This is a genomic window from Metabacillus niabensis, assembly GCF_020524345.1.
GTDB lineage: Bacteria > Bacillota > Bacilli > Bacillales > Bacillaceae > Metabacillus > Metabacillus niabensis_B.
This window is the reverse complement of sequence record NZ_JAIVLH010000002.1, coordinates 346,751-363,239: the sequence shown is the minus strand read 5'-3', so window position 1 is coordinate 363,239 and position 16,489 is coordinate 346,751. Positions and strand designations below refer to the sequence as shown.

Here is a 16,489-nt window from a genome sequence, read left to right as displayed (position 1 = left end):
AAATTAAGCTGTCAATATCAATCTTTTACACATTCAAATGAAAAAAGTAGATTTTTCCTGTTAAAATAAGGGTCAATTATATAAAAAAATATTTTTGTTTCTATGAAAATTTAAATTCAAGTTTAGGAGGAGGTTGGGCATTGTCTTACGAAAACTTTAAAGGGCTTTCGATAGAAGATCAATTAGAGTGGTATAAAGCTGCGATTTATTCGATTCATGATGGAGTACTTGTCATAGATTCAAAAGAAATTGTTCGATTAATTAATCCGGAATATACACGAATTACAGGAGTAAAGCCAAAAGACATCATTGGAAAACCACTTCGAGTTGTCCGCCCAAAGGCTCAACTTGCTGAAACCCTTAAAGACGGTAAAGAACGAATCGGTGTTTATCGAAAAGAGGGAAATGTAGAATATGTAGTTGATATGGCACCAATTCTATTACACGATGAAATGATTGGAGCTGTTTCGATTTGTAAAGGATTAACGGAGGTACATACACTTTCAAAGGAACTGGAGAAAAATAAGCAAAAACTATCACAATTGAAAGAGAGGATGGGGACTTTATATCAAGCGAAATACACATTTGAACAGATTATCGGTACTGATGGTGGCCTAAAAGATGCTGCTTACTTAGGAAAAAAAGCGGCGAGCTCAAACTTACCGGTTTTAATTGTTGGCGAGAGTGGAACAGGAAAAGAACTCTTTGCTCAAGCTATACATAATGCCAGTCCGCGTGCTGATCGCCCGTTTATTCCAGTGAACTGTGCCTCGATTCCTGCTTCACTAATTGAAAGTGAGTTATTTGGATATGCGGAAGGTACCTTTACAAGTGCGAAAAAAGGTGGCAAGCTGGGAATTTTTGAAATCGCTAACTCCGGAACAATCTTTTTAGATGAAATAGGAGAATTATCATACGATTTACAGGCAAAGCTTCTTCGCGTTTTACAGGAAAATACGCTTCGGCGTGTAGGGGAAGCGGGTGAAAGGCAAATTGATGTCCGCATAATTGCTGCGACCAATCGTGATCTTCACCAACTGATCGAGAAAAAACGTTTTCGTGAAGACTTGTATTATCGGCTAAATGTCTTACACCTCGAGATCCTCCCGCTTCGAAAGAGAAAACAAGATATTCCCGATATTGTGGAGTTTATTTTGAATAAACATGCCATCCATTCTGAAAAAGAACAATCTTATGAGTTACATGAGTCAACTCTTGCTATTTTTCAAGCATATGATTGGGTAGGAAACGTTCGCGAATTAAAAAATACGATTGATTTTGCTGTTTGTATGACAGATACAAACGTAATTTTACCAGAGCATTTACCAAGTAATTTCCATAGTGGTACGATATATAAATCAAATAAGGAGACAAGTTATTTGTTAAAACAGGCTGTTGAAGAGACTGAACGAAACGTAATCATAGAGGTGTTGAAAAAACATGGATCAGAACTCGACGATAAGAAAAAAGCTGCCAAAGTATTAGGAGTGTCTTTAGCTACTCTTTATAACAAAATGAAAAAATATCATATAGGTGATTTCTAAAAAATTAGAATTGTGGATACTGTATTCTAAAATTTTAGAATACAAGGAACAGTCTATGCTAAATTAACAAAAAAGAAGTTTTACATTTGTTATGATTTCTAAAAAATTAGAAATCTTTTCATAAAACGCTTACAATTAAGCGTTTTTTATTTTGGCATAAAAATTGCATTACGTATTATGAAGAAGGGAAGATTGTTCCAACATATATTAAGGAGAGTAGGAAGTGGTGCGGTAACAAATACCATTTAGTCATATGAGAGGTGAGAGATGTGTTAAAAATAGGTAGTGGAGCTGGATTTTCAGGTGACAGGCTGGAACCTGCGGTTGAACTAGCTAAAAAAGTAGACTTAGATTATTTAGTTTTAGAGTGTTTAGCAGAAAGAACGATTGCTATTGCTCAAATGGAAAAGAAAAAAGATAAAAACAAGGGGTATGATCCGCTGCTTGTTGATCGGCTACAAGCATTATTAACAGTTTTGAATGAGAAGCGGTTTCGAATTGTTACCAATATGGGCGCGGCCAACCCAATTGCAGGTGCAAAAAAAATACTTGAGATTTCAAGGGAAAAGGACATTGCCTGTAAGGTTGCTGTCGTAACAGGTGATGATGTAATCCTAGAGCTTGATAGTGAAAACGATATTCTTGAAAACAATCATAAACTAAAAGATTACAAAGTGATCTCTGCCAATGCATATCTTGGGGCAGAGGCACTTCTCCCGGCATTGAAAACAGATGCAGATATTATTATAACAGGTCGGGTGGCTGATCCATCTTTATTCCTTGCACCAATGGTTCACCACTACAACTGGTCCCTTGAGGACTATGAACGATTAGGTCAAGGGACTGTCATTGGGCATTTGCTTGAATGTGCAGGCCAAATTACAGGGGGGTATTTCGCTGATATAGGAGAAAAGGAAGTTGATGGATTAGCTGAATTGGGATTCCCTTATGCCAGCATTGATCGAGATGGCACAGGCATTATTATGAAAACCCCACATTCAGGTGGAATTGTGAATGTAAGAACAGTTAAGGAACAATTACTCTATGAGGTTCATAATCCAAGTCAATACCTGACACCTGATGTAACTGCAGACTTTTCCAATGTAACGCTAACTCAACTTGAAAAAAACAAAGTAATGGTCACAGGAGGTAGTGGGAGAAAAAAACCTGATTCTTATAAAGTTTCAATTGGTTATCATGCAGGATATATAGGAGAAGGAGAAATTTCCTATGCAGGCACGACATCTGTTGAAAGAGGTAGGATGGCTGAAGAAATTTTAAGAAAAAGACTTTCTAACTCAATTCAGGATTTAAGGGTTGACCTAATCGGACTTTCCTCTGTTCATAGAACAAATTTCGGGAATGAACATCCTTATGAAGTGAGGGTTCGAGCAATAGCACTTTGCCCCACAAGAACGGATGCCATTTCTATAGGAAATGAAGTGGAAGCACTCTATACAAACGGGCCATATGGAGGTGGAGGTGCTAGAAAAAGAGTTTCAGAGTGTGTTGGTGTCGTGTCTACCTTACTTGAAAGGGAACGAGTCGATAAAAAAGTGAAAACGGAGGTTTTACAAAATGGATGGGAAATCAATCAAACTCTATAAAGTAGCACATAGCAGAGCTGGTGATAAGGGAAATACATCCAACTTATCGTTGATTCCTTACAATGAAAGTGACTATGAATGGATCGGTCAAGAGATAACAGCAAAAAGAGTAAAAGAACATTTACAGGATATTTTCGATGGTAATGTGATCCGATATGATTTACCTTCCATTAAATCCTATAATTTTGTTTGCAAAAATAGTTTACTAGGCGGTGTCACAACGTCACTTGCATTAGATACCCATGGTAAAAGTTTAAGCAGTGCTTTATTAGAGATGGAGATTTCTCTTCCCAGTTAGGGGGGAGTCTTCAATGTGATGTAATCGCTTAAATACAGGAGGGAAAATATGGTTGCGACATTGGGTTTTTTAACAATTATGGTGTTTTTGCTTTTGATTTTAACGAAAAAGGTCTCCGTTATTGTCGCGTTAATTATTGTTCCACTAGTATTTGCTTTGATAGGAGGATTTGGTTCTGAGTTAGGGACACTTATGCTAGATGGTATTCTAAGTGTAGCTCCCACAGGAATTATGTTAGGGTTTGCCATTTTATTTTTCGGTGTTATGAACAATGCCGGGTTATTTGACCCTATCATTTCAAGAGTATTAAAAATGGTGAAGGGAGATCCTTTAAAAATTGCAGTTGGAACAGCTGTTATAGCTATGGTTACTCATCTTGATGGCTCTGGCGCCTCAACTTTTTTAATTACAATACCTGCACTTCTCCCTTTATACGATAAATTGGGAATGAGTCGGTTAGTTCTTGCCGGTGTTGTAGCTTTGGGAGCAGGGGTTATGAATATCATGCCATGGGGTGGACCGGCCGCAAGAGCTGGGAGCGCATTAGAGATCGATCCTGGAGCGATTTTCACACCTCTCATTCCAGCCATGATTGCAGGAATTATTTGGGTACTTTTTGTTTCCTATATTCTTGGGAAAAGAGAGAGAAAACGCTTAGGTATAAAGGATATGGAATATAACTTTGATCAAGAGCTCTCGGATGAAGAAAGAAGCATGAGAAGACCTAAACTATTTTGGATCAATCTCGCTATCAACGTATTAGCTATTGTTGCTCTTGTCAAAGTTTGGTTACCTCTCCCAATTGTCTTTATGGTTGCTTTTGCGATTGCCTTACTACTTAATTATCCAAAACCACTGGATCAACAAGAACAAATTAAAAGCCAGGCACTTGGCATGGTTACTGTCATTTCTATTATTTTTGCAGCAGGTATATTTACCGGAATCCTAAGCGGAACAGGGATGATTGAAGAAATGGCATTGGCAATGGTGAATATTATTCCTGAAGGTGTGGGGGGATCAATGGCCATACTAATTGCCGTCATCAGCATGCCAATTAGTCTTCTTTTCACCCCGGATGCCTATTACTTTGGAGTATTACCGGTATTAAGTCAATCCGCAGAAATGTATGGAGTCGCTCCAATTGAAATGGCTAGGGCATCGATTCTGGGTCAAATGACAACAAGATTTCCGTTAAGTCCATTAACAGCATCAACTTTCCTCCTTATTGGTTTAGCAGGAGTCGAATTAGGTGATCACCAACGCTTTATTTTCAAATGGGCATTTGGGACAACAATCGTTATGACGATCGTGGCAGTTATTATAGGTGTTATCTAACTGTCATGTACGAATAGAATGATATTTCTCATACATTATTATTAGCCAACTTATAAAGTTGGCTTTTTGTCGTAATTAGCCGGAAAGAAGAAGTAGGTTTCTGCTCTTGACTGGATTACCTAAAACGACCAATGTTATATTATATATTATAGAAGGAAAATGATTTAATTAATAAAAAACAAGAGGGATCAAATGACAAAACATATAAAAGAAACACAATCAAAGAAAATACTAACGGAAGCGAAGGGATATTTAGATGTTGGATTTACACATTCATTAAATCCATACAGTGGTTGCGGTTTTTCCTGTTTGTACTGTTATGTTCGAGAAATGCCTATTCAACGATTCAAAGACATACCCTGGGGAGAATGGGTAGATATAAAAACAAATGCAGCGGAAAATTACCGAAAAGAAATACAAAGACTCCGCAAAAAAGCAAAACCAGTGAACATTTTTATGTCTTCAGCCACAGACCCATACCAACCAATTGAACGGAAAGCAGCCATTACTCGCAGTCTTCTAGAAGAAATGATTGAGCATCCACCAGATTTTCTCCAAATTCAAACACGAAGCCCTCTCATCAAAAGGGATATTGATTTGCTCGTTATATTGAAACAGAAATGCAATGTTCTTGTATCAATGACGATTGAAACAGATCGGGAAGATATCAAAAGGTTATTTGCCCCATACGCACCCGGAATAACATTGCGGTTAAATGTTATGAAAGAACTTCGCGACGCAGGAATATCAACACAAGCATCCATTTCTCCTGTATTACCCTTTACACCTGATTTCCCAAAAGCTTTACAAGGAAAGGCGGATCATATTTGGATTGATACATTGAGTATTGGTGATGGTACAATGGGAAAACGTTCAGAGAAATTAGGTATGCTAACGTTATTTGAGGAACACGGTCTATCTAAATGGTATCGGAAAGATATTCACCTAGCCGTGGAAAAATATTTTAAAAAATACTTTCCTCGAGAAATGGTTAGGGTTTCTAAAAATGAAGCGTTTTTGAAGTAAATGCTTCTTTCTATTTTAACGTTTAATTATTCGATCGGATACTATTCATAGTTAACCAACATTATTTTTAACTCCTGTACGTAATAAAATAACCAGTAAAAGCTAATTACTAAATATTATTGCTTAAGTTTTAGCCTGTTTAGGAGGATATAATAGTGGTTAACAACAACTTAAAGAAAGCAGAAAGAGGAGTATGGATCAGCATTTTAGCTTATGTTTTCCTTTCAGCAGTAAAGTTAATTGCTGGTTTTATTGGAAACTCAGATGCATTAAGAGCTGATGGATTAAACAATTTAACAGATGTGATTGCATCAGTTACGGTTTTAATCGGGTTAAGATTTGCACAAAAGCCTGCGGATGAAAATCATAAGTACGGTCACACAAGAGCAGAGACGATCGCTTCGTTAATTGCTGCAATTATCATGTTCATTGTAGGATTACAAGTTATTGTGGATGCTTTTAAAAATTTTACTTCTCCAACGGAAAGTACACCACAACTATTTACTGCATTTGTTGCTTTATTCGGTGCCGTTTTTATGTATTTTGTTTATCGATATAACCGAAAATTATCAAAAAAACTTGAAAGTAAAGCTTTATACGCTGCTGCCCAGGATAACCGCTCAGATGCATTAGTTAGTATAGGGGCAGTTATTGGGATCGTCGGTTCATATTTAGGGTTTGCCCGTTTGGATTCTATTGTGGCTGCCATCGTCGGACTTATTATTTGTCATACTGCATGGGGGATTTTTAAGGAAGCCGTACATGATCTAACAGACGGCTTTGATGCTGAGAAATTAAAAGAAATAGAAGAAGAAATCAAAAATACACCTGGAGTCACATTCGTTAAAGACCTAAAAGCACGCGTATCCGGCAATCAAACAACTGTTGACGCAATAATATTCGTCAAATCAACCCTTACAATCATCGAAGGACACAACATCACCGACAAAATCGAACAACGACTCCGCGAAACATACAACATCGAACGCGTCCACATACACGTCGAACCAAATTAGGGACAAGGGGACAGGTGAGCTGACCCGCTTGTCTTTTTCTATGGGACAAAGGGACAGGTCAATTGTCCCATTTTTCTTCCCGGAATCCTTCTTTTACACCGTATCAATGTACTTTCATTACCTATGGGAAAACCATTGAAATTTAATGTATAACGCGCTCCCATGTTATATCAAAACCTTTTTTCCACAACATCCACAGAGTGACAATCGAAATAACCAAATATAAATAGATGCCGTAAGAAAATAATGTACTGATAAAATGTAGACCTGCAAATATCCCAGCAATTAGCATTAAACCAAATACAAGTGCCCCGTTGTTTTGATTTACTTGTTCAAGTGACTCTGAAAAGGGCAGTGATTTTTTTAGAATCATAAAACAAATGACAGCATATAGACAGGAGTTGACAAAGACGACAATTAGATCCGGCAGAACATATTCACCAAATAATGCAAGAAAAAGTACACATAGCAGCAAGTAAACAGGCAAATATAATTTGAAAATAAAAGCCTTTATTGTGCCACTGAACATCGGCTTTAACTGCACAATAGGCGCCACCCTGTATATCCATGAGCCTTTATACTTTCCTGAAAACTTCAAAAGCATCATAGTGGTCGGGATAATGATTAAACTAAAGTAAATGGATAAATATGAATTGCTGGTGGATATCTGATCAAAATCAGTATTAAAACCATTCATAATAAAAATAAACGGGATAACAACGGAAAATCCCAAAGATGGATAAACTTTCAATTTGAAATCTCGTTCATTTTTCATCATTAAACCTGCAAATCGGAAAAAGGTTCTTTCCTCATGTGTTCGACAAATGAGTTTAAGGAGCAAATGACCAAGCTTACTCCGTCTTTTATCTTTAGCTTTTTCTTGATATGTAAGCTTTTGGAGGTTTTGCTCAAAAGCGGGATTAAATTTTATATATAACCAGAGTGATAGAAGAGGGAATATGACCCCTAATGCTGAAAATAATAGATAAATCGGCTGGAAATCACCATTCATAATCATATCCATGTTTGCACCATACCACATTGGAAAAATAAATACTTGCCACCATTGCGGTTCAAATGAAATGGTAAGGTCAATAATAACAAAGGAACGAGCAAGTAATTGATACCCGATCATAATCGCAAGCGATAGGAAAATTTGGACATAATTAATGATATCTTTTAATTTTTCTCCATCGAAAATTAGTAAAATAGACAAATAGATAAGTGCTGTAAGCCCAACGACAAATATGTCTATAAGGAGAATGTTAAACACTGATACTAAGAAGAAAATCAATCCATTCTTAATAAGACCCACTAATAAAGGAATTCCTACAAGCGCAATCGTAAGGAAAAAGAGATAAATCATAACATGCACCATTTTAGCTGTGCTAATGGTTCTTCTATTTACAGGCTTTGGAAACAGAATATTTCGATCACGTATGTCGAGCAAAACAGAAGAAAAGTCTGAAATCATTGATGTCATCACAAAGAAGGTGAAAATTCCATAGAAGAGGCTCATTTGAAAAAGATAAGAATCTCCTATAAATAAAAAAGGAATCATAAACAGTCCAAATAAAACATAAATCCATAATGATTTTATATACTGATTGCTGGTTTCCTTGTCTTTCTTTGGAGCATTTTGAGAGAATATAGTTGGAATCCGCCGTCCATCCATTGTCAATTTTACTTGGAGTATTTTTCTCATACTCTTGTAGTCTATATCAAAGCTTGTGAAAACTTTCTCTAATCGATCTAATAACTTAAGTGTGCGAAAATCCTTCATTTTTACATCTCCCTTACAACAGAAACAAATCGTGAGCCAAGTTCTTTATGTTCACTAAATCCGGTCAGTTGGGTGAAAATTTGTTCAAGAGTCCCATCCTTGTTTTCTTGATTCAACTCTTCAAATGGACCATCAGCCGCTATTTTGCCTTCATGTAGAAGAATAATTCTGCTGCTTATTTTTTCAACCACATCCATAATATGTGAAGAGTAGAAAATCGTTTTTCCCTGTGCAGCAAGCTGGGTCATAATTTCTTTGAAAACCATCACACTGTTTGCATCCAGTCCATTAATTGGTTCGTCAAAAAACAAAAGTTCAGGATTATGTAGTAAGCTTGCAATAATTAAAAGCTTTTGGCGCATTCCTTTTGAATAAGACACAATGCGGGAATGATACACTTCACCGATACCAAATAGTTCCATTAGACGTTTAGCCTTATATTCAGCAAGGTTGGAATCGAGTCCATACAATTCACCAATAAATGTAAGATATTCATGACCAGTTAAATTATCATAAACCTCAGCAACTTCCGGTACATATCCGATTTTTCGTTTATACTCAATACTTCCATCAGAAATATCATGACCGAATAGTTTGACCTCACCTGAGTATTCGTTTTCAATGCCCAGCATAATTTTAACAGTTGTACTTTTTCCGGCTCCGTTTGGACCAATATACCCAATAATTTCGCCACTTTTCACTTGAAGTGATACACCATTTAATACAGTCTTTGGACCATAATTTTTTTTCAAGTCATTAATTTCTACTATTATATCTCTCATATCCTGAAACCCCCACTTTTTCCATATCATACTAAATCATACGAATGAGATATCAAAATAGTTTCACATTTTGTACATATTGAAAAAACCTTGCAAAATGCAAGGTTAAAGATTAGTTGAAAACCAAAAGCCAACTTTTAAAAGTTGGCCGTTATTTCATTCTGTATATCAAATCTTGTAATTTAACTAATATAATCGAATTTTCCAAACTCTGGATTTCATATAGACCATTACCATGTTCATGAAAAATGAAATGGATCCGACTGTTATAAATAACTTTTTGTCCAAATTTAATATATATCCATCCTTTGTTAGTTTAGAATAATTATAACATATATATGACACTCTTACGAGTTTAATAACCACAACCAACAATCATAGTGTTAGTCGCCTGATTTTAAAAACATATAGACCAGTTATTATCACTATCAAATTTCCAGCAAAATTCTCCTCGATTCGGTCACTTTTCTGATTAATCCAGGCACAATCTAAAATAATTCAAACACTTTTTAAAAATATTCAATCACTAATTCAATCTTTCCAACCAATCCTCAATTCATCTCTTCATAAAAAGTAATTCTATTATAAAAAGGATCTATCACTGTCAACTCAAAAGTATTCCATGGTGACTTCTCTATAGCAGGATTGGAAAAAGCATACTTTTTTGCTTGGAGTATGGAATGAAATTGTTTTATATTGTCTACTTTAATTCGAATTGCACTGCCTGGAGAGGAGTCACCATGATGTTCTGACAGGTGCAAAATAATATGATCTAAAGATATTTGGCAATAGATAGGCATGTTTTCTTCATATTGATGGGTCCAATCAATTTTAAAACCTAAGAAATCAACATAGAATTCCTTTGCCTTTTCCAGTTCAAACATTCTTAAAATCGGTGTAATCACGATTCTTACACATCCTTTATATATATTCATCTTTCTAGTTTACTTATAACACGACCGACGTCACATGAGTAGATCCTTTTTTAATGTATTGATTGTGGATTATATCTACGTGAAGGATATATAGAAAACTTAGAGAATAACATTATATATTATTTGAGTTTAATCATCGGTACACATTTATTTAAAATTCGTATGATTTAACTCTTTACCTGACACTATTTTTAAAATATAAACCAATCTAATGAGGTGAATGGAATGCCAAAAGTGGTTATGACTTTCCCAGAAGGAAAGCATAAAGTACTGACGATGAGCTATGATGATGGAAAAGCGGCCGATAGACGGCTAGTAGAAATTTTTAACCGATATGGAATAAAGGGGACTTTTCATCTTAATTCCGGTTTATTTGGAACAGGTGACAGAATTCCTGAAAACGAAGTGGCTGAGCTTTACAGAGGCCATGAAATCTCTGCACACACTTTGACACATCCAACTATTGCTAGGTCTCCTAAAGAACAACTTCTACATGAGATATTGGAAGACCGTAAAAATCTCGAGAGGATCGCAAACTACACAGTTAGAGGAATGTCCTATCCAAACGGTTCTTATAATTCATACATAAAAGAACTACTACCTTATTTGGGAATTGAATATTCAAGAACCGTCAATAGTACCGGTGATTTTTCCATACCTGATGATTTGTTGGAGTGGAATCCAACCTGTCATCATAATAAAGAGTTAATGCAACGAGCTGATGATTTTCTTCATCTCCATAAAAAGCAATATCTATATATGATGTATGTATGGGGTCACAGTTATGAATTTGACAACGATCAAAACTGGGATCTAATTGAAAACTTCTGTGAACATGTTGGTAACCGGGACGATATCTGGTATGCAACAAATATTGAAATCGTAGATTATTTGAAAGCATTCCAAAACCTTAAATTTTCAGCAAACAGCCAGTTTGTCTTCAATCCTTCAGCTATGTCGGTCTGGTTGAGTGTGGATGAAAAGATTTTTGAGGTAAAAGGAGGGAGTCAGCTTCTATTAACTGAAGAAGTTTTGGCAGACTAATAACAAACGTAGCTGAACAGGATAAAAATGACTATTTTTTATCCTGTTCTAGTAATTCAATAATTCTATCAAGCTTTTTTTCAATTTCATTATCTTTTTGAGACTGCGGATTCTTCGAAAGGAGAGATCGAACAAGAAAAAAAACGACAGCAAAAATTCCGAACATAAAAATAAACATTAATAGCTGAAATACAACATCACCAATATTCATATAAATACCTCTCTTAACAAGTTTTTGGAATAGTGTATCACAATTTCTCTCTAGAGAGTGAAGTATGATTCATTCTTTTATTACTAAAAACGTAACAAGTTACTTGGTGTAACTCGATTTTTTCGATTATTTATTAAAGCGATACATTCTGCCAATCGCTCAACTCCTGCTTTAATTTGGTTCTCCTCCACTTGAGAGATGCTTAATCTCAGGAAATTTTCTTTTTTGTATTCTGGCAAAAACATCCGGGTTGCATCATCAACAAACACATTTTTTTCATTCAGCATATGAACGACCTGTTTTGCTGTTATATGTTCCGGCAAAATGACGGATAGATAAAAACCGGAAGTCGGTTTTGTAAACAGGGTATGATCTGGTAACAATAATTCACACGATTCTTGAAGAATGTCCATCTTCCTTTTGTATACCTGTTTAATTTTTTTCAAATGTTTATTAAACATACCGCTTTTCATATAGACTTCCAGTGCTCCTTGAGAAAGGGCGGAACTATTAAAATCCAAACTGAATTTATATCGCATAAAATTGTTTATCAAAAACGTTGGAAGTACAACAGCAGCAACTCTTAATCCTGGAAGGAAAACTTTTGAAAAGCTTTTTATATAAATAACTCTCCCGGAAGGATCAAACGAATAGAAAGGATCCGCTTTTGTATTGAGATCAAGGTCTCCTAAAAAATCATCCTCCACAATATAAACATCGTATTTTTCCGCTAATTCAACCATTTTTTTCTTTTCTTTGTTCGTATAACTATGTCCAAGCGGATTGTGAAATCGGGGAATGATATAGAAAAATTTTATATCATTATTCCGGAATATATACTCAAGACGCTCAAGATCAACACCTTCCATCGTTAACTCATAGCTAATGCTTTTGCTGATTGTAAAGAAATTGATTCAAGGAAACCGAAATAGGTAGGCTGTTCAATGAGAATATTGTTTTTTCCATTAGGAAATGGCATAGAAATAAGTAAATGCAGAGCTTGTTGCGAACCAGAAGTGATGACAATTCTCTCAGGTTGAGTGAATACTTGGAGATTTTGCAAATATTTCACCAACTGAACTCGTAATGAGTAAAGCCCTTGTTGATCAGTATATGTAAATAACTCACCTTTATATTGTTCAATTGCTTCGTTCATACAATGTTGAAAGTCTTCATAAGGCATTACATTTTTATCTGGACCTGCAGACAAGAAGTCGATCACATCATGTTCACTTGTTTTATACTGAATTTCTTTCATGACATAAAAGCCGCTTTTAGGTATGGAGTAGATGAAATGTTCTTTTTCAAGTTCTTCGTAAGCTTTAATTACTGTATTCTTGCTGCAAGAAAAATCTTCAGATAACTGTCGGACAGAAGGGAGCTTATCACCGGCATTAAGTAAACCCTCTGCAAGTCGAATTTTTATTTCTTCCATTATCTCCGTATATTTTAAGCTCATCTGTATATCCTCCTCAATCTGTACCCGTACAGATAGGTAAAACAATTGTTTATTTCAACCTTGTGTACCTATTAATATGTTTATTATATCAAAACCGTTGCTTGAGTCATGCAGAATATATTACTAAAGAAAAAGGTAGGTAGGATAAGCATGCAGAATGAAAAAAGAGAGAAAATTGGATTTTTGTTAGGAATAATAGGTGTTATTTGCTTTAGCTTAACACTTCCGGCTACAAGAATTGCTGTAGAGTATTTTGGAACGACAGTCGTGGGCTTAGGAAGAACAGTTGTTGCGGCTATTTTAGTTGCAATCATATTCATCGTTCGAAAAGAAAAACTTCCCTCACCACGTCAATTCAAAAGCATTGGAATTGTTGCTTTTGGTGCAGTATTAGGATTTCCGCTCCTCACTTCTTGGGCAATGAAGTCCTTGCCTGTTTCTCATGGAGCAGTAGAGGTCGCTTTGTTACCATTAGCTACAGCAGGTTTTGCCATGTTGAGAGCCGGGGAAATTCCATCCATAAAATACTGGATTTCTAGTTTAATAGGGTCTTTTGCAGTTATGATATATGCTCTTCATCTTGGTTTCGGACACTTACAAATTGCTGATTTAGCCATACTGGCAGCTGTGCTAATTCTTGGCCTTAGTTACGCAGAAGGAGGGAAATTAGCGAAGGAATTAGGTAGTTGGCAAGTCATTGCGTGGGCAATTTTGATTGGTTCACCGTTTTTCATGATTCCTGTCGGGTTACATCTTACAATTGAAATGCTTCATGCTCCCATCCAAGCATGGGTCAGTTTCTTATACCTGGCTGTTATTAGTCAATTTTTAGCATATGTTGCTTGGTATAGCGGAATGGCAATGGGTGGTATAGCAAGAGTTAGTCAGATCCAATATTTACAGCCTTTTTTGATGATTCTTTTTGCAACAGTTCTTCTCGATGAATCGATCTCATTTTTCACACTACTCATAGCGGTGGTGGTTGTCCTTTCAGTTATCTTAGGTAAAAATGCTACCATTATAAAAAAAGGATCTCATCCTAATAAAACTATTTAGAAGGTACTCTTTCTCTTTAGTTCTACAGTTGACATAAAATACAGATCTTGATAATTTCAGAATAGCATATAAGGGAAGTAGCTGGGTAAAGAGAATGAAGATATATAAACTAAAGAAAAACTTTAAAGGCTTCAAAAAGGGGACACCATTCTATTTGATTGCTGAATCTGAGTTTATAGGTGTCAAAGACTTTGTATTCCGGACAGAAGATTTGGCCATTCGAATTTCTGTTAATGAAAGTGAACTGTTACAAAATTTTATATTGGTGAGAGATGGATGATTATTGGTCTTTTCATGATCAAATTTATTTATTTAACAGTTAATGATCATTATTTATTAAACCTCTATTCAAACAATATTTAAGTTCTTAACCTGAAATTGTATTGACACAATTTCATTCTGCATTATAAAGTTGAACATGTTTACAATAATGAAAAAAGAATGGAGATTAATATGAAAAAGAAAATTTACTTTAACCATGATGGCGGTGTAGATGATTTAATTTCTTTATTTTTATTATTACAAATGGATACTGTTAAACTTACAGGCGTTTCGGTCATTCCGGCAGATTGTTACTTAGAACCCGCAATGTTTGCAAGCAGGAAAATTATTGATCGTTTTGGAAAAGGTGGACTTGAGGTAGCGGAATCAACTTCGCGTGCAAAAAATCCGTTTCCAAAAGATTGGCGCATGCATGCGTTTTATGTAGATGCATTGCCAATACTTAATGAAGCAGGAAAAGTTGTCACACTTGCTGCAGACATACCTGCACATCTTCATTTAATCAAAACCCTTCAAGAAACGGATGGAAAAACAACTTTATTATTTACAGGACCGCTTACCGATCTTGCCCGTGCGTTAGATGAAACACCTGAAATAGAAGGGAAAATTGAACGTCTGGTTTGGATGGGAGGTACATTTCGCGAGGAAGGAAATGTACATGAGCCTGAACATGATGGAACAGCTGAATGGAATGTGTTTTGGGACCCTGAGGCAGCAGCCCGTGTATGGGAAACAAACATTGAAATTGATCTTGTTGCTCTTGAAAGTACTAACCAAGTACCGCTAACTTTAGATGTGCGTGAGCGTTGGGCTAGAGAACGTAAAAATCTTGGTGTGGATTTCCTTGGACAGTGTTATGCAATGGTTCCACCTCTCGTTCACTTTTCAACAAACTCTACTTATTATTTATGGGATGTGTTAACAACTGCGTTTGTTGGTAAACCTGACCTTGTGAAGGTACAAACAATTAACAGCATTGTCTTAACAGAAGGTCCAAGCCAAGGGCGTACGGTTGAAACAGCCGATGGAAGACCTGTAAATGTTGTTTATGACGTGGACCGCGACGCTTTCTTTGATTACATAACTGAACTAGCAAAGAATGTAAGTGAGGATTTATAAAATGGCAGAAAAAAAACGAGTGATTATTGATACAGATACAGCTGGCGATGATACAATTTCCATCTTAACTGCTCTTCATTATTTTCAAGTAGAAGGCATAATGGTCACCGGTGGGAATGTACAATTCGATCAACAGGTTGAAAATGCACTGTACACTGTACAAGTAGCAGGAAAGAGTGAAGAAGTTCCCGTATTTAAAGGGTATGAACGGCCCATAATGGGTCTTTGCGTAAACCAGCACCGTACTGTTGAGGATGTTCATGGTAAGGATGGAATGGGGGATTCGTTTTTCGAAAAAGCGATCCAGTCTCCTTCAGATGGACATGCAGTTGATTTTCTCATTGAAACCGTTCATAACTATCCGGGAGAAATACATATTTTAGCTATTGCTCCATTAACGAATATTGCCATGGCGATTAAAAAGGATCCGACCATCATTTCGAAAATCCCCCATTTATATATTATGGGAGGTACGAATAATGCATTAGGAAATATAACCCCAAGTGCAGAATACAATTTCTACGTTGATCCTGAGGCAGCGAAAATTGTTCTCCATTCGGGTATTCCGATGACAATGGTTGGTTGGGAAATGTGTACTCAATATTCAATAATGAATGATCAGGATCATGAGGATATTGTAGCCTTGAAAACTAAAGGTGCTCAATTTTTTAAAGATGTTAATAAAGTTGTTATGAAATTTAACAAAAGTGTACACAAACTGAATGGCACAACACATCCGGATACATTACTTGCTGCAGTTGCAGCAAACGAAAACATCATGACCAAATCGAATCTCTATCATGTAGACGTTGAAACTGTAGGAGAATTGACTAGAGGTTACAGTCTTGTCGATGTAAATAATCGATTGGAGCGCCAAAAAAATGTTCGGGTTTGTGAAGCTATTGATCGAGAAGCATTCAAAGAGATGATCTTGAAAGTGTTGGGAGCGATAACATAAATAGTTGTGAAGTGGAGAGTGAGTAGTGCGCACT

Annotated in this window: 15 protein-coding genes and 1 pseudogene; 11 read left to right on the top strand and 5 right to left on the bottom strand. The window is 36.1% G+C overall.

Going from position 1 to position 16,489, the window contains the following annotated elements; all coding sequences use genetic code 11:
- Positions 1 to 140: 140 nt before the first annotated feature.
- The 6 genes from LC095_RS04740 (at position 141) to LC095_RS04715 (ending at position 6,826) form a co-directional block, all read left to right on the top strand.
- A complete protein-coding gene (locus LC095_RS04740) occupies positions 141 to 1,544 on the top strand; it encodes a sigma-54 interaction domain-containing protein (protein ID WP_226527063.1) in 1,404 nt (467 codons plus the stop codon).
- A gap of 269 nt (positions 1,545 to 1,813) precedes the next feature.
- Positions 1,814 to 3,151, top strand: a complete 1,338-nt coding sequence (locus LC095_RS04735) for an acyclic terpene utilization AtuA family protein (protein WP_226527062.1) — start codon at positions 1,814 to 1,816, stop codon at positions 3,149 to 3,151.
- On the top strand, positions 3,123 to 3,449 hold the full coding sequence (locus LC095_RS04730) for a hypothetical protein (RefSeq protein WP_226527061.1): 327 nt from the start codon (positions 3,123 to 3,125) through the stop codon (positions 3,447 to 3,449). The genes LC095_RS04735 and LC095_RS04730 overlap by 29 nt, the downstream gene beginning before the upstream one ends.
- Before the next feature lie 48 nt (positions 3,450 to 3,497).
- Positions 3,498 to 4,784, top strand: coding sequence for a CitMHS family transporter (locus LC095_RS04725; RefSeq protein WP_226527060.1), 1,287 nt, complete (start codon positions 3,498 to 3,500; stop codon positions 4,782 to 4,784).
- Positions 4,785 to 4,976: 192 nt separating this feature from the next.
- The gene (locus LC095_RS04720; RefSeq protein ID WP_226527059.1) at positions 4,977 to 5,810 is read left to right on the top strand and encodes an SPL family radical SAM protein; all 834 of its coding nucleotides are present in this window, start codon (positions 4,977 to 4,979) and stop codon (positions 5,808 to 5,810) included.
- Between the two features lie 155 nt (positions 5,811 to 5,965).
- A complete protein-coding gene (locus tag LC095_RS04715) occupies positions 5,966 to 6,826 on the top strand; it encodes a cation diffusion facilitator family transporter (protein WP_413467450.1) in 861 nt (286 codons plus the stop codon).
- Positions 6,827 to 6,968: 142 nt separating this feature from the next.
- On the opposite strand, the gene LC095_RS04710 is transcribed toward LC095_RS04715, so the two are convergent.
- The 3 genes from LC095_RS04710 to LC095_RS04700 all read right to left on the bottom strand — a co-directional run bounded on the left by LC095_RS04710 (position 6,969) and on the right by LC095_RS04700 (position 10,296).
- Positions 6,969 to 8,609, bottom strand: coding sequence for a hypothetical protein (locus LC095_RS04710; protein ID WP_226527058.1), 1,641 nt, complete (start codon positions 8,607 to 8,609; stop codon positions 6,969 to 6,971).
- Positions 8,610 to 8,611: 2 nt separating this feature from the next.
- Positions 8,612 to 9,391 (bottom strand): ABC transporter ATP-binding protein, encoded by a 780-nt coding sequence (locus tag LC095_RS04705; RefSeq protein WP_226527057.1) that lies wholly within the window; start codon positions 9,389 to 9,391, stop codon positions 8,612 to 8,614.
- Between the two features lie 551 nt (positions 9,392 to 9,942).
- Positions 9,943 to 10,296 carry a glyoxalase superfamily protein gene (locus LC095_RS04700; protein WP_226527056.1) on the bottom strand — a complete coding sequence of 118 codons (354 nt, stop codon included), beginning with the start codon at positions 10,294 to 10,296 and terminating at the stop codon, positions 9,943 to 9,945.
- Positions 10,297 to 10,551: 255 nt separating this feature from the next.
- On the opposite strand from LC095_RS04700, the gene LC095_RS04695 reads away from it, so the two are divergent.
- The gene (locus LC095_RS04695) at positions 10,552 to 11,370 is read left to right on the top strand and encodes a polysaccharide deacetylase family protein (RefSeq protein ID WP_226527055.1); all 819 of its coding nucleotides are present in this window, start codon (positions 10,552 to 10,554) and stop codon (positions 11,368 to 11,370) included.
- 31 nt (positions 11,371 to 11,401) lie between these two features.
- Here LC095_RS04695 and LC095_RS04690 read toward each other — a convergent pair whose 3' ends face one another.
- Both LC095_RS04690 and LC095_RS04685 read right to left on the bottom strand, forming a co-directional pair.
- Positions 11,402 to 11,581 carry a DUF4083 domain-containing protein gene (locus LC095_RS04690; RefSeq protein WP_078433909.1) on the bottom strand — a complete coding sequence of 60 codons (180 nt, stop codon included), beginning with the start codon at positions 11,579 to 11,581 and terminating at the stop codon, positions 11,402 to 11,404.
- An 83-nt stretch (positions 11,582 to 11,664) separates the two neighbouring features.
- Positions 11,665 to 13,040: pseudogene (locus LC095_RS04685) on the bottom strand (PLP-dependent aminotransferase family protein).
- Between the two features lie 150 nt (positions 13,041 to 13,190).
- On the opposite strand from LC095_RS04685, the gene LC095_RS04680 reads away from it, so the two are divergent.
- The 4 genes from LC095_RS04680 (at position 13,191) to LC095_RS04665 (ending at position 16,455) form a co-directional block, all read left to right on the top strand.
- Positions 13,191 to 14,096, top strand: a complete 906-nt coding sequence (locus LC095_RS04680) for a DMT family transporter (protein ID WP_226527054.1) — start codon at positions 13,191 to 13,193, stop codon at positions 14,094 to 14,096.
- 94 nt (positions 14,097 to 14,190) lie between these two features.
- Positions 14,191 to 14,376: a hypothetical protein gene (locus tag LC095_RS04675; protein WP_226527053.1), complete on the top strand. Its 186-nt coding sequence runs from the start codon at positions 14,191 to 14,193 to the stop codon at positions 14,374 to 14,376.
- 173 nt (positions 14,377 to 14,549) lie between these two features.
- Positions 14,550 to 15,497: a nucleoside hydrolase gene (locus LC095_RS04670; protein WP_226527052.1), complete on the top strand. Its 948-nt coding sequence runs from the start codon at positions 14,550 to 14,552 to the stop codon at positions 15,495 to 15,497.
- A gap of 1 nt (position 15,498) precedes the next feature.
- Positions 15,499 to 16,455, top strand: coding sequence for a nucleoside hydrolase (locus tag LC095_RS04665; protein WP_226527051.1), 957 nt, complete (start codon positions 15,499 to 15,501; stop codon positions 16,453 to 16,455).
- Positions 16,456 to 16,489: the final 34 nt, after the last annotated feature.